Below are 12,653 nucleotides of genomic sequence, written 5' to 3'. Positions count from 1 at the left end.
TACCTGCCGAAACTTGCCGCCACGGGCGAGCGCGGCGCGCTGATGACGGAGCTGCAGAACGGCTTTCGCTACCTGATGCCGGCGGTGGTGATGCTGGCGGTGGGCGTGTACCTGGCCCGGGACCTGGTCACACGCGTGCTGTTCAGCAGCGACTTCAGCGCCGCCAACGCGCTGTATGCGCCCCAACTGGCCGGTGATGTGGTGAAGATCGCCTCGTTCATCCTGTCTTACATGATGCTGGCCAAGGCGATGACACGGCTCTTCGTGGTGTCCGAATGCGTGTTTGCCGGCACTTACCTTGGTCTGGTGTATCTCTTCACCGCCCGTTTCGGCCTGGTGGGCGCGATGTACGCATTTGCCGTGAACTACCTCATGTACCTGCTGTTCAACGCGGTGGTGGTGCGCCGCTACCTGGGGAGCCTTTGATGATGGCCGACGGTTCAACCACGTTGGCGCCGCTGGTTTCGGTGCTGATCCCGGCGTTCAACCATGAACGCTATGTGGAAAGGTGCCTGGACAGCGTGCTGGAAGACCCCTACCCGGCCAAGGAAATCGTGGTAATCGACGACGGTTCCAACGATGGAACCGCCCATGTCATTGCCGCGTGGATCGCACGGCATGGCCATGAGATCCCCATCGAATACAGTAGCCGTGCGAACAAGGGCGTGTCAGCAACGCTGAACGAACTGGCCGCCCGTGCCCACGGCGAATTCCTCCGCCTGGGCGCCAGCGACGATTACCTCCTACCCGGGGGGTTGCATGCGCAGGTGCGCTATCTGCGCGAGCATCCGGCCAAGGGCGCGGTAATCGGCGACTCGGTGGTGATCGACGCCGACGACAACCCGATCCATGCCAGCGGCATGTGCGACCTGCACGGCGCGGACAAACGCCTTTACCTGTCCGACGACGGCATCCGGCGCGCGGTGATCACCCAATGGGCGGTCGGCGGCCCGGTGGTATTGATCCGCAAGAGCGCGCTGGAGACTGTCGATCGCTGGAACGAGGGCCTGCACATCGACGACTGGGACCTCTTCCTGCGCCTGGCCGCCCGCGATGCACTGGGTTTCATCGACGTGAGCGTGTGTGCGTACCGACTGCACGGCACGAACCTCAGCAAGACCCGGCACGCGCCCACGAGGGTGAAGAACCTGCTGGAGTCGCGCCAGGTGGCGCTACGCCGGCTACCGTTGTTCGACGAGCCCCACGCCACGCTGTTGCGCGCGCAGGTGCACCTGATCGACGCCAAGGTCGCCTTCCTTCAGAAGAAAGCCTGGGCGCTGGCCGTGCACATGGCAGCCCATGCATGCCTGCGCCTGGCCTCGCGGCTGAAGGTGACCCATGGCGTGCCGCGGACGGGCAAGGCATGAAGAACCTCCTGCACCTGCCGTCCACCTACCTGGGCCTGCCGCTGCTTTTTTCGTGCGCGCTTACGTACCTCAGTTATGACCTTGCCACCGGTTACACCCAGGGCTTGCTGCTGCTGGCCATGATGGCCACGGCGACTATTGTCTTCGATGCCTGGTCGCGTACGCGCCTGCCGCCGGTGGCGAAGTTTCGCCTGCGGCGCTACACGGGAACGCGCGAAGCCTTCGTGGCCCTGGCCTACGCTTGGGGCGTAGTGCTCTTTTGCCTCATCGACCTGGCCCTGTTCCCCATCCCGCTGTTCGACAAGCCGTCGTCATATGCGGTGATGGAGAACGGCCGTGAGCACGTTCGCCATATCTCGGACATGTGCTGGACCTTGCCGGTGATCGGCCTGCTGTGCGCCCGGAGCAAAGCAGTGCGGAACACGCTGGTGTTCGTGGGGCTGGTGTTTCCGGTACTGGTGATCGATCGCAACCGCATCTTCGCCACATTTTTTTCGCTGGCCCTGGTCATTGCCCTGCGCCGCGACGAAAACCGGCCGCTGCCGTGGAAACGGATCATAGCGATCGTTCTGGTGAGCGGCGCGATATTCTCGATCCTCGGCGCCATTCGCTCAGGCACGCTCGATACCGTGGCGCTGCCTTTCAGCGCGCTCTATCGCTCACTGCCACAAGGCCTGAAGTGGCTGCTTCTGTATGCCAGTGCCGGACCGTACAACTTCGGCGCGATTGAAGCGAAGCATTACATCAACGCCAGCTTTCTCATCAACCAGCTGATACCCATGAGCGGCTCGGTGGCCACAGCAGGCACGAACATCCCACTGGATGCGTCCAACATCAACGTGGGCACCGAGTTCTTCCCTTTCCTGATGGCCTGGGGACCCGCCGGTGCGGTGGGTTCCATGGCTGCGCTGTACGCGATGCTGCTGTGGAGCGTGCGACGTTTGCGCGCCGCAGTGTCGCTGTTTCCGTTGCTGATATTCCTGCGCGTGGCCTACGTATGCGTGATGGCGCCTTTCGCGCCCCAGGCGTTTACCTGGACCAACATCGGTTTCGTTCTGCTGTGCCTGGTGCTGCAGCTGCTGGCCTGGTGCCTGCCGGTACGCGGTGAACCCAGATCCCTGTTTGCCACGGCGCCGGTGGCGCGTGGCGCATCGCCTTCTCACTGACTTCTACCGCGAGCCATCCGACCATGGAACAAGACGAAATCTACATTGCCGACCTTTGGCGTGTGTTTGCCCGCGAGTGGCGCTGGTTCGCCATCGTACTGGTGGTGGTGCTGGCCTGTACGTTCGCCTTCATCCACGCAACCAAGCGCCAGTGGGAAGCCACCGCATGGTTCCAGATCGCACAGGTAGGCCAGGTGCCTTCCGGGCAGGATCCACATGCCGAGTCGCTACAGCGCGTTCTTGAGCGACTGCAGACGGCGGACTTCCAGAACCAGGTATTGAAGAACCAGGGGTTCGCGCTGGATTCGCCCGAGGCGCGGCTCTATCGCAAAAGCGTGAAGCTTGACCCTTCGCCCTACGGGCAAATGATCAAGCTCAACGTGCGTGGCGCGTCGGCCGACCTGGCAGGCAGGCTGGCCACGGCCACGGTCAACGAACTTCATGCGTTGCACCAGCAGATAGAAAGCGCACCGCTGCACATGGCCCGGGCGACCCTGGTGGAGCTGCAGGAACAGCTCGACGTCGCCACGGCCGACCGCGACCGCCTGTTGCAGATAGTCAACGGCAAACCGGGCCAGGAAGCGTCGCTGGCAGCGGTACTGCTGGCCAGCAAGACACAGGAAGTGCGCAGCCTGCGGCAGTCCACCTCCGACCTGACCGCCCGGCTCAGTCCCACCTATACCTTCGATACCTCGCTGGTGTTCCCGGTGTACGTACCGGAGGGGCCATCGTTTCCCAACGTGACGCTGGGCTGGGGCATCGGCATTGTTTTCGGATTGTTCCTTGGCGCGCTGGCGGCCATGGCGCGCAACGCATTCCGCCGCGCAAGCACGAGGTAACCCGCCATGAATGAAACACAGCTCCTGCAAACCCAGCTTGCCTTCGACAGCGTGGCGGCCGACTACGACGGCCCGCGTGGCAACAATGAACTGATCCAGCGCATGCGCGTGACCCTATGGGACACCGTGCGCGATACCCTCGCCCCGGGTTCCCGCCTGCTCGACCTTGGCTGCGGCACGGGCCTGGATGCCGTGCACTTCGCCCGCGAAGGCCACGAGGTGGTCGCCACCGACTGGTCGCCGCAGATGGTCGGCCGCACCCGGGCACGGGCGATCGCCGAAGACCTGCAAGGACGCGTCGATACCGCGCACCTTGGCGTTCAGCAACTCGGCCAGCTCGAGGGCGACGCCAGCTTCGATGGCATTTACTCGAACTTCGGGCCATTGAACTGCGCGCCGGACCTCATTGCCCTTTCCAACCAGTGCGCGCGCCTGCTGCGCCCGGGCGGCACGCTGGTGTTCTCGGTCATGGGCCGGATCTGCCCTTGGGAAGTGGGCCACTACGGTTTGCGAGGCCGGTTCCGGCGGGCGGCGGTGCGAGCGGCGCGTGGCGACACGCCGGTGGGCATGAACCGCCATGTGATCTGGACGCGGTATTACCTTCCGCGGGAGTTCTACCGCTCGTTCGCCGGGCAGTTCGACCTGTCGAGCTACCGCGCGCTGAGCCTGTTCGTACCGCCGCCGTACCTGGTGGACTTCCAGCGCCGGCATCCGGCGTGGTGTGAACGGCTGGGTCGCATGGACGACCGCATGGGCGGATGGCCGGTGCTCCGGAACATGGGTGATCACTTCCTGATCGTCATGCGCAAACGCCAGGCGGCATGACGATGAGCACGCGACCGGTCCACACTACGCTGGCCCATGCGGTGTCGATGACACCCGCGGGGCTGTCGCGCGGGCCACTGTCGATCGAGGATGGCCGGCTCGCCTCCGGATCGGTCCCGCGTGCCTTCACCATGGACCTTCGCGGACACATGGTTTTTCCGGGCCTGATAAACGCGCACGAACACTTGCACGTGAACGCGGTTCCGCCGCTGTTGACCGGCGCGCCGTTCCCCAACAGCTATGCATGGATCGAAGCGTTCCAGGAACATTTCCGGGCGCCGGAAGTGGTTGCATCCCTGCAACAGCCCAAGAGCCTGCGGATGCGCCATGGTGCGCTGAAGAACCTCCTGGCCGGAACCACCTGCGTGGTGCACCACGACCCCTGGCACCGCGCTCTGGACGCCGAAGATTTCCCCGTTGCGCTGTTGCGCGACTTCGGCTGGAGCTATGCGCTCGGCGGCCCGGCCTTTGGCCCCTCGGTACGCGACAGTTTCAGGGCCACGCCGCCAGAACGTCCCTGGATCATCCACCTGGCCGAAGGCACCGATGCCGATGCCGCCGCTGAACTGTCGGCGCTCGATGCCATGGGTTGCCTGGCCGCCAACAGCGTGCTGGTGCATGGCGTGGGCATGAACGATGACGACATCAGCCGCGTGATTGCCCGCAGTGCCACGGTGGTGTGGTGCCCGGGCAGCAACCGCGCCTTGCTGGGGCGCTCGCTCGACCCGCGGCCCCTGGCCGAAGCTGGCCGGTTGGCGCTGGGCAGCGATTCGCGCCTGAGCGGCGAGCGCGACCTACTGGAGGAAATGCGCGGCGTGCTGTCGCGCGGCGAACTCGATGCCGCCGGGCTCCTGCGGCTTGCCACCAGCGACGCGTCGCGCCTGCTCAAGCTTCACGATCACGGCAACCTGTCCGCGGGCCAACCGGCGGACTTGTTAGTCGTGGAAGATCGGGGCCTTGGCGCCGGGAACCTGGCGGGCATCTCCCGCCACGAGATTCGCGCGGTGGTGCGCAACGGCGTGCCGCGCATTGCCGACACGGATTTCGCCACTTGGTTTGAGGCCGCCGGGGTGGACACCGTGCCGGTGACGCTTGATGGCCGGGCAAAGCTGCTGGACGAGCGCCTGGCAACACCTGCACTGATCGCGATGGAACCGGGGCTGGAATTCCACCGCACCCCCCGGGGGCATCACCGCGACACCCACATTGCCGTTGGAGTCCACTGATGTCCTGGCCGTCCATCCTGGAACCGGCCCACGCGTATGCATTGTGGGCGCCCAGCTATCCGGCGCATGCCCACAACGCGGTGATGCAGACCGAGGAGCGGGCGATGCTCGGCCTTCTTCCGTCGAACCTGAGCGGCATTACGGTGCTCGATGCCGGTTGCGGCAGCGGGCGGTACATGCGCCATGTGCTCGATCGCGGCACGGTAGCGGTCACGGGCGTGGATCTGTCGCTACCCATGCTGCTGCGCGCGCAGGATGAACTTGCATCGTGCGCGGACCCCAGCCGCTATTGCCTGATGCAGGGAAGCGTGGACGCATTGCCCGTGCCCGACGCCTTTGCCGACATCGCGCTGTGCGGCCTGGTGCTGGGCCATCTGGAAGGGCTCGACGCGGCACTGGGCGAACTTCGCCGCGCCACCCGGCCCGGCGGCATGGTGTTGTGCAGCGATGTGCATCCGATCGGCCATGCCCTGGGCTGGGCCCGCGATTTCAAGTCGGCGGGAAAGCGCTACGCCGTGCGCCATACCCAGCACCTTTACCACCACTGGCACGCCGCTTGCGCCGCCCATGGGCTGGCCATCGAAAGCGTGCTCGAACCCATGCTCGATCCCAATGACATACCCGCCGGGGCGCACTTTGATGCGCGTGCGCTCGAAGTGCCGGTGGCGTTGATATTCAGCTTAAGGCGAATTCCATGAATGCCCTCCACTCCCTGTCGTTGCCGCTGCGTGGCAAGCCGCGAACCCTGTTGATCAACCCAACCATCACCTCGCGCTCGGGCACGCGCTTTCCGCTGGCGATACTGCACCTGGCCGCGGCACTGGAGCGCACGGGAGAAAGCCATCTGATCGACGGCAACATCGACCGGGATACCGTAGCGGCCGTCTTGCGCTGCATGGCGCAGGAGAGCTTCGACGCCGTGGGCATAAGCGTGATGGGCGGCCCGCAGGTGGCGCCCGCGATTGCCCTCTCGCGGGCGATCCGCGAACACCATCCGCATGTGGCAATCATCTGGGGCGGGTATTTCCCCACGCTGTATCCCGATACCACGCTGGCCGCGCCTTACGTGGATTACGCCATCCGCGGCCAGGCCGAGGAGAGCCTTCCGGAGCTCATCACCGCCATTACCGGTTCGGGTACACCGGACCTGGGCAAGATCGGCGGCATGTCGTGGCGCCGCGATGGCGAGGTGGTACACAACCCCAACCGGCGGTTCAACATGAGCGACCCGGGCAAGGTGCTGCCCTACGACAAGCTCGGCGACCTGACGCGCTACCACGCGCGCACATTCCTGGGGAACCGGACAGTCGCCCACCAGGCGTCGGTAGGCTGCCGCTTCCGCTGCACGTTCTGCGGGGTGGCCGCGATGTTCGGCGGCACCACGGTGCTTCCGGCGGCCGAACAACTCGATCGCGACCTGCATTACCTCAAGTACGAACTGGGTGCCGATTCGGTCCAGTACATGGACCACAACTTCTTCGATCGCGAACGGGACATGGTGCCGTTGCTGGAAGTGATGGCCCGGTATGAACTGCCGTGGTGGTGTTTTGCGCGTTCGGATGCATTGTTGAATCTGTCAGAGAGCACATGGAAGCTGGTGCGCAAGAGCCGGTTGAAGATGGCTTATATCGGCGCGGAATCGCCCAGCGGCGCCATGCTGAAGGAAATCCGCAAGGGCACGCGCCCGGACCAGACCCTGGAAGTGGTTGAACTTTGCCGCCGGAACGGGGTGATCCCGGAGTTGTCCTTCATGGTGGCTCCGCCGGAGAACACCGTGGAAGAAACCGAACATACCTTCGAATTCATCCGCGAACTGAAGCGGATCAACCCGGAGTCCGAAGTCGTCATCTACATCTACACCCCGCTGCCGGAAAGCAGCAAGCACGAGAAAGACCGCGGCAAACGCAGCAGCATGCCGCTGCTTGACTTCAATGGCGAACCCCTGGTGTTCCCGTCCACGCCCGACGAATGGACACAACCGCAGTGGGTGAACTATGCCTGCCACGCCGACGCCCCCTGGCTCGACGACAAGCTCCGTCAACGCATCCAGGATTTCGTCACGGTGCTGCGTTGCCGCTTTCCCACCGTGCAGGATCTGAAATCACCACGGTGGGCCAAGCGCAGCCTGAGCATGATGGCCCGGTGGCGCTACCACCAGCGCAGGTACGACAAGCCGTGGGAGCTGAATCTGGCCAACCGCCTGGTCCGCCTGCGCATGCCGCAGGTTTCGGGGCTTTAGGGCGCACTGTCGATGCATGTGGCCCAGGTCAATTTCCTGCCTGCACCGGCGGATATCCCGCCCGAGGCATTGCTCGCCCGGTGGAACACGCTCGGTGATGTGGCCGACGCCGTGGCGAGCACAGGCACGCGGGTGTCGGTGGTGCAGGTAGCGCCATACCAGTGCCGGATGACGCGTGGCTCGGTGGACTACCACTTCATCCCAACCACGCCCGACGACGGCGGACGGCGCGTGGCCACCGTGCTGGGCGACCTTGGTGTTGACGTTCTGCATGCCAATGGACTGGGCTTCGCCCGGCAGGCGCACGAGGTGTCACGCCATCGCCCGGACCTTCCGATCGTGTTCCAAGACCACGCCGACCGCGCGCCACCGTGGTGGCGGCGCGCGCAATGGCGGCGCTGGTATGCCGTGGCCGCGGGTGTGTCGTTCACCGCGCCGGAACTGGCGCGTCCCTTCACCGATGCAAAATTGTTTGGGCCACGGACGTTGCAGTTTTCGATACCCGAATCCAGTTGTTCCTTCAACGTGGGAAGCGGCGAGGCGGCGCGCGTGGAAACAGGCCTGCATGGCAACCCGTGCCTGCTTTGGGTCGGACACCTGGTAACGGACAAGGACCCGCTTGTCATGCTCGAAGGCGTGGCCCAGGCGAGCGACCGACTGCCCGGTATCCAGGTGTGGTGCGCCTTTGGCACCTCGCCGTTGATCGAGCAAATGCATCGGTACATCACTGCAGACCCGCGATTGGCCGGCCGCGTGCACCTACTCGGCAGCGTGCCGCACGCACGCATCGAACGACTGATGCAGGCGGCCGATATCTTCGTCTCGGCCAGCCACCGCGAGAGCAGCGGGTATGCCCTGCTCGAAGCGATGGCATGCGGCACGATACCGGTGGTGACCGATATTCCCTCGTTCCGCGCCATCACTGGGCTAGGCGCCGTAGGCCGCCTGTGGCCGGCTGGTAATCCGGACCGGCTGGCGGACGCCCTTGTCGTCGTGGCGACCAACGCATCGGCACGCCGGGGTGTCCGTGCTCGTTTCGACGAAGAACTTTCACCCGCCGTGCTGGGCCGCCGCTGGACCGATGCCTACGCCCAGGTGATTCAGGCATCACGCGTGGGTACGCCATGAAGATCGCCCTGGTGCTTCCCGGAGGGGTCGATCGTGGCGGCGAAGAGCGGGTGATTCCCGTATTCCTTGCGCTGGTGGAACGCCTGGCCAAGGTACACGAGGTGCACGTATTCGCCTTGCGGCAGGAAGCGAAGCCTGGCCAATGGCCCCTGCTCGGTGCAACGGTCCACAACATCGGTGATGGCTGGACCCGCCTGCGGGCGCTGGCGGCAATCCGCAACGAGCACCGCCGCGGTCCGTTCGACGTGGTGCAGGCCTTGTTCTCCGGAGCGTGCGGCCAGGTGGCGGTACTCGCCGCGCGAGGGTTGCACGCGCGTGGTGTGGTGCATATCGGGGGTGGCGAACTGGTGTCGATGCCGCGCATCGGTTACGGCGGGCGGCGGAACTGGAAGGGTCGTTTGCGCGAAGCCTGCGTGCTGCGCGGGGCGCATGCTGTCACCGCGGCCAGCATGCCGGTGGTTCAATCGCTGCTGGCGCTTGGCATTCATGCGCGGCGCATTGCGCTCGGTGTGGACCTGCGCTCCTGGCCACCACTGGCGCCACGCCGGCGCGGTGAATCCGTGCCGCGCCTGATCCACGTGGCCAGCCTCAACCGGGTCAAGGACCAACCCACCCTGCTTCAGGCGCTGGCGAAATTGAAGCGCGCGGGCATTACCTTCCAGATGAATATCGTGGGTGTGGATACGCTCGACGGTGAGATGCAGGCATTGGCAAACCGCCTGGGGCTGGATGGCAACGTGCACTTCATGGGTTTCAGGACGCATCGTGAACTTCGCGACCTGGTCAAGGCAGCCGACCTCCTGGTGATGTCATCCGCGCATGAAGCCGGCCCCATGGTGTTGTTCGAGGCTGCCATCGCCGGCGTGCCCACGGTGGGTACCGCGGTGGGACACCTGGTGGAGTGGTCACCGTCCGCGGCGTTGGCGGTACCCGTGGGCGATGCCACGGCGCTTGCCAGCGGTATCGAGCGCCTGCTGGCCAACGAGGATCTGCGCTTGCACATGGCCGGCATCGCACAGCATCGCGCCATCATCGAGGACGCCGACTACACCGCGCGTGCGTTCGAGACGCTGTACCTGGAAGTGCTCGGTCCGTTGCCCGCCGCTACTGGCTGAGGAGTAGGTGTCACCGGGTTGACGATGTCGTCGAAGGCAGCGCGCACCGCGTATAAGGCATCCGGCCGCGGCACCGGCTTGGTCAACACGCGAAGGAACCGGCGTCCCCGCGGCAGATCCACCCAACTGCGCTCGCGCAACCACAGTTGCGTGCGAATCATGTCCTGCTGTTCCTGCAACGCCTCGGCGGACGGCCGAAGACGGTTTTCCAGGTACTTGCGCATTTCGCCGAACGAACCGAACCATTCGATGCCGTGCAGCGTGTGATGCCAGAAGCCGGTGCACGAAGCTTCGGTGAGCGTGCGGCGACGCGAGACCATGCGCAACAGGCCACGGCCGGTGGCGGCCAACCGGCGGGTCACGGCTCCGGGGATGGCGTGCCGATAGTAGCGGTCCACCATGGCCAGCGCGGGGAGCGCCCACCATGCGCCGCGTCCATTGGCAGCCCACAGCTGGTCCCAGTCATTGGCTGACATGCGCGCGGCCAGCAGCGCGATATCGTGCAGGTGCAATAGACGCATACTGCGATTGCAGATATTCCCCGCCGCATGCAGCAACAGGTGGCTCATCAGCGCACCGTTCGATGGATACGCGTTGAGTCCCGGATGCGCCATGCCGGGGAATATCCGTTCGGTGATGTCTATCATGGCCACCGGCAGGCGCTCCTGGATGCGCGTATGCAACTCGATATTGACCGGGGTATCACGGTGTTCGCCCAGGCAGAACTTCCGTTCGCCATCGACGGGCCTCAGCACGCGGTGCTTCCACACCGAAAACGACTGCACGTAGCCAAGGCCCTGCAGCACGGCCGTCATCGCGTCGATGTCGCCTTCCCGCACCAGCAGGTCGATGTCGGCCATGGGCCGGTCGCCGGCCTGGTAGAGCCCGATCGCATGCAGGGCCGAACCCTTCAACGGTACCGTGGCAATGCCTGCGATGCATGCCTGCTGGTCGATCCGCGAAAGCAGGTCCTCAATGCGCTGGTGGCGTACTTCCACGTGCTCGCGCTGGCTCGCGGTAAAGGCCGACCAGTGCGGCCCTTGCCAGGCCTGGCATTTGGCCATCAGCGGCGCTACGCCGTGGATGGCGGCGGCGGCCGATGCCAGGCGCCACTGCGCTTCGTCCCACGCAGGGATCGGGCCACCTGGCCTGGCAAGCTCCAGGGCCAGCGCCTCGGTGGCGTGGCGCAGGCCGCGGCTAACGATTCTGGGAGGTGGCAGCACGGCGCTTCACCTGGCTTGCATCGGCGGGTGCCAGCGGGGGCGTGGCGTTCGCGTTGCGATGCGCGCCCTCGCAGGCGATCAGGGCATCCCAACGCGCCTGGAGACTGGCCTGCGCCATCGCATGTCCATCGTGGCCTGCCTGCTGCAACTCCACCTGGGTATGCAGGAGGTCGCGGAAGCTACGGTAGAAGTGCGAGTCGTAGGCGCCGCTGAACATCATGGCCAGGTCGCCCGAATCCTGCCAGTGCGTTTTCTCGCCCAACTGGGCCTGTACCTGCTCGAAGAATTTCGTCCCCGGAAGGGGATAGGACACACTCACGCCGATGTCGTCGGGCGCGGCGCGGGCAATCAGTGCACGCGTCGCCAGCAGATCATCGAGCTGTTCGCCGAGGTAACCCAGCTGGATGAAGAATCCCACGCGAATGCCGCGCTCGCCCAGGCGCTGGCGAGCGGTCACCAGGTCGTCTACCCGGGTGCCCTTGGTCATGCTGTCCAGCACGCGCTGGCTGCCGCTTTCGGCTCCGATCCATGCTTCGGCACAGCCGGCCCGCGACAACGCGTCGGCCATGCGATCGCTGCAAAGGTCCGCGCGCGTCTGGATGGTGAAGGGCACCGAGCCGTTGGCTTCGTCCAGATGGTCGGCGAAAGCGTTAACCCAGTCGATGTGGAAGCCGAAGATGTCGTCGGCCATCCAGATGTGGTCAGGTGCGAACGCGTGCTTGAGGTAGGTCATCTCCGCGGCCACGTCGGCTGCGTCGCGCTGTTTGTAGTGATTGCCCCAGATCGGCTTCGCACACCAGTTGCAGCGGAACGGACAGCCGCGCGAAGCGGCCATGTTCAGGCTGAAGTATCCGTGCCGCTCGTTCCACAGCCCACGGTAGCGTTCGATATCCACCAGGTCCCAGGCCGGGTGACCCACCAGGCGGGGATCGGGCGGCATTGCACCGATGCGTGGCACCTTCGCCTGGCCGGCAACGAGCGTAGCCACGCCGTCGATGTTCGACACCCATTCGCGCGGATCCATCGCCGGGTTCGCGTCCAGCCGGTCGATCAGCTGGGCGAGCGCGGCGATGCCCTCGCCTACCAGCACCGCATGGGCGCCCGCCGCCAGGAATGCATCGGGATGGTCGGAGGCATCGGAGCCGGCCACGATCACCCGCGCGCCCATCGAACTTGCTTCGGCGATCATCCGGCAGGCCGCCTCGCGCATGCGACCCAGGCACATCTTGGTCAGGAAGTTGAAATTGTCTTCGTAGAAGACCACCACGTCCGGCGCCGCTTCCACGAAGGCCGGCTCGTAGTCTTCCACGCCTTCGGCGAGCATCGAATCGAACAGGCTCACCGCGTGCCCGGCGTCTCGCAGGAAGGCGGCGACCTGGATCGTCGCCAGCGGCGGATAGGGCTTGCCTCGCTCCCATTGCTTGCTGTCGTACCGCAGGAAATAGGAGTGGCTGACCTGGATCTTTAACATCGGTTACGGGGCCTTGGATCGTCGCCGGAGGGACGGACGGCGGCGGAAGACGTG

The 12,653-nt window shown here is 65.2% G+C and carries 11 protein-coding genes and 1 pseudogene; 10 read left to right on the top strand and 2 right to left on the bottom strand.

The genetic code is table 11. The features are described 5' to 3' along the window. From VGM61_RS08270 to VGM61_RS08225, 10 genes and pseudogenes are all read left to right on the top strand, one after another. Positions 1 to 426, top strand: a pseudogene (locus tag VGM61_RS08270) (O-antigen translocase); the annotation flags it as partial. Further along, on the top strand, positions 426 to 1,367 hold the full coding sequence (locus VGM61_RS08265) for a glycosyltransferase (protein ID WP_331522283.1): 942 nt from the start codon (positions 426 to 428) through the stop codon (positions 1,365 to 1,367). The pseudogene VGM61_RS08270 and the gene VGM61_RS08265, both read left to right, overlap by 1 nt. Next, the gene (locus tag VGM61_RS08260; protein ID WP_331522282.1) at positions 1,364 to 2,533 is read left to right on the top strand and encodes a hypothetical protein; all 1,170 of its coding nucleotides are present in this window, start codon (positions 1,364 to 1,366) and stop codon (positions 2,531 to 2,533) included. Before VGM61_RS08265 ends, VGM61_RS08260 begins: the two co-directional genes overlap by 4 nt. Before the next feature lie 23 nt (positions 2,534 to 2,556). Then, positions 2,557 to 3,372: a Wzz/FepE/Etk N-terminal domain-containing protein gene (locus VGM61_RS08255; protein WP_331522281.1), complete on the top strand. Its 816-nt coding sequence runs from the start codon at positions 2,557 to 2,559 to the stop codon at positions 3,370 to 3,372. 6 nt (positions 3,373 to 3,378) lie between these two features. Further along, entirely contained in the window at positions 3,379 to 4,197 is an 819-nt protein-coding gene (locus tag VGM61_RS08250) for a class I SAM-dependent methyltransferase (RefSeq protein ID WP_331522280.1), read from the top strand. Further along, positions 4,194 to 5,423, top strand: coding sequence for an amidohydrolase family protein (locus VGM61_RS08245; RefSeq protein ID WP_414694831.1), 1,230 nt, complete (start codon positions 4,194 to 4,196; stop codon positions 5,421 to 5,423). Before VGM61_RS08250 ends, VGM61_RS08245 begins: the two co-directional genes overlap by 4 nt. Next, complete coding sequence (locus VGM61_RS08240; RefSeq protein WP_331522278.1) at positions 5,423 to 6,121, top strand: class I SAM-dependent methyltransferase; 699 nt, start codon at positions 5,423 to 5,425, stop codon at positions 6,119 to 6,121. The genes VGM61_RS08245 and VGM61_RS08240 overlap by 1 nt, the downstream gene beginning before the upstream one ends. Beyond that, positions 6,118 to 7,662 (top strand): B12-binding domain-containing radical SAM protein, encoded by a 1,545-nt coding sequence (locus VGM61_RS08235; RefSeq protein WP_331522277.1) that lies wholly within the window; start codon positions 6,118 to 6,120, stop codon positions 7,660 to 7,662. Before VGM61_RS08240 ends, VGM61_RS08235 begins: the two co-directional genes overlap by 4 nt. A 12-nt stretch (positions 7,663 to 7,674) precedes the next feature. Further along, complete coding sequence (locus tag VGM61_RS08230; RefSeq protein WP_331522276.1) at positions 7,675 to 8,790, top strand: glycosyltransferase family 4 protein; 1,116 nt, start codon at positions 7,675 to 7,677, stop codon at positions 8,788 to 8,790. Then, positions 8,787 to 9,905 carry a glycosyltransferase family 4 protein gene (locus VGM61_RS08225; RefSeq protein WP_331522274.1) on the top strand — a complete coding sequence of 373 codons (1,119 nt, stop codon included), beginning with the start codon at positions 8,787 to 8,789 and terminating at the stop codon, positions 9,903 to 9,905. The genes VGM61_RS08230 and VGM61_RS08225 overlap by 4 nt, the downstream gene beginning before the upstream one ends. Here VGM61_RS08225 and VGM61_RS08220 read toward each other — a convergent pair. Together VGM61_RS08220 and VGM61_RS08215 are read right to left on the bottom strand one after the other, a co-directional pair. After that, positions 9,836 to 11,128 carry a nucleotidyltransferase family protein gene (locus VGM61_RS08220; RefSeq protein WP_331522273.1) on the bottom strand — a complete coding sequence of 431 codons (1,293 nt, stop codon included), beginning with the start codon at positions 11,126 to 11,128 and terminating at the stop codon, positions 9,836 to 9,838. The two genes, VGM61_RS08225 and VGM61_RS08220, sit on opposite strands and share 70 nt — an antisense overlap. Further along, positions 11,103 to 12,599, bottom strand: coding sequence for a radical SAM protein (locus VGM61_RS08215; RefSeq protein ID WP_331522272.1), 1,497 nt, complete (start codon positions 12,597 to 12,599; stop codon positions 11,103 to 11,105). The genes VGM61_RS08220 and VGM61_RS08215 overlap by 26 nt, the downstream gene beginning before the upstream one ends. Between the last annotated feature and the right edge of the window lie 54 nt (positions 12,600 to 12,653).

This window comes from Pinirhizobacter sp., from assembly GCF_036499745.1.
GTDB lineage: Bacteria > Pseudomonadota > Gammaproteobacteria > Xanthomonadales > Rhodanobacteraceae > Pinirhizobacter.
This window is presented reverse-complemented; position numbering and strand designations above follow the sequence as displayed.

Bases quoted from the DNA above. Each gene is read 5' to 3' on its own strand.
- VGM61_RS08255 (WP_331522281.1), top strand. From the start codon at position 2,557: ATGGAACAAGACGAAATCTACATTGCCGACCTTTGGCGTGTGTTTGCC.
- VGM61_RS08265 (WP_331522283.1), top strand. From the start codon at position 426: ATGATGGCCGACGGTTCAACCACGTTGGCGCCGCTGGTTTCGGTGCTG.
- VGM61_RS08260 (WP_331522282.1), top strand. From the start codon at position 1,364: ATGAAGAACCTCCTGCACCTGCCGTCCACCTACCTGGGCCTGCCGCTG.
- VGM61_RS08225 (WP_331522274.1), top strand. From the start codon at position 8,787: ATGAAGATCGCCCTGGTGCTTCCCGGAGGGGTCGATCGTGGCGGCGAA.
- VGM61_RS08215 (WP_331522272.1), bottom strand. From the start codon at position 12,599: ATGTTAAAGATCCAGGTCAGCCACTCCTATTTCCTGCGGTACGACAGC.
- VGM61_RS08250 (WP_331522280.1), top strand. From the start codon at position 3,379: ATGAATGAAACACAGCTCCTGCAAACCCAGCTTGCCTTCGACAGCGTG.
- VGM61_RS08235 (WP_331522277.1), top strand. From the start codon at position 6,118: ATGAATGCCCTCCACTCCCTGTCGTTGCCGCTGCGTGGCAAGCCGCGA.
- VGM61_RS08240 (WP_331522278.1), top strand. From the start codon at position 5,423: ATGTCCTGGCCGTCCATCCTGGAACCGGCCCACGCGTATGCATTGTGG.
- VGM61_RS08230 (WP_331522276.1), top strand. From the start codon at position 7,675: ATGCATGTGGCCCAGGTCAATTTCCTGCCTGCACCGGCGGATATCCCG.
- VGM61_RS08245 (WP_414694831.1), top strand. From the start codon at position 4,194: ATGACGATGAGCACGCGACCGGTCCACACTACGCTGGCCCATGCGGTG.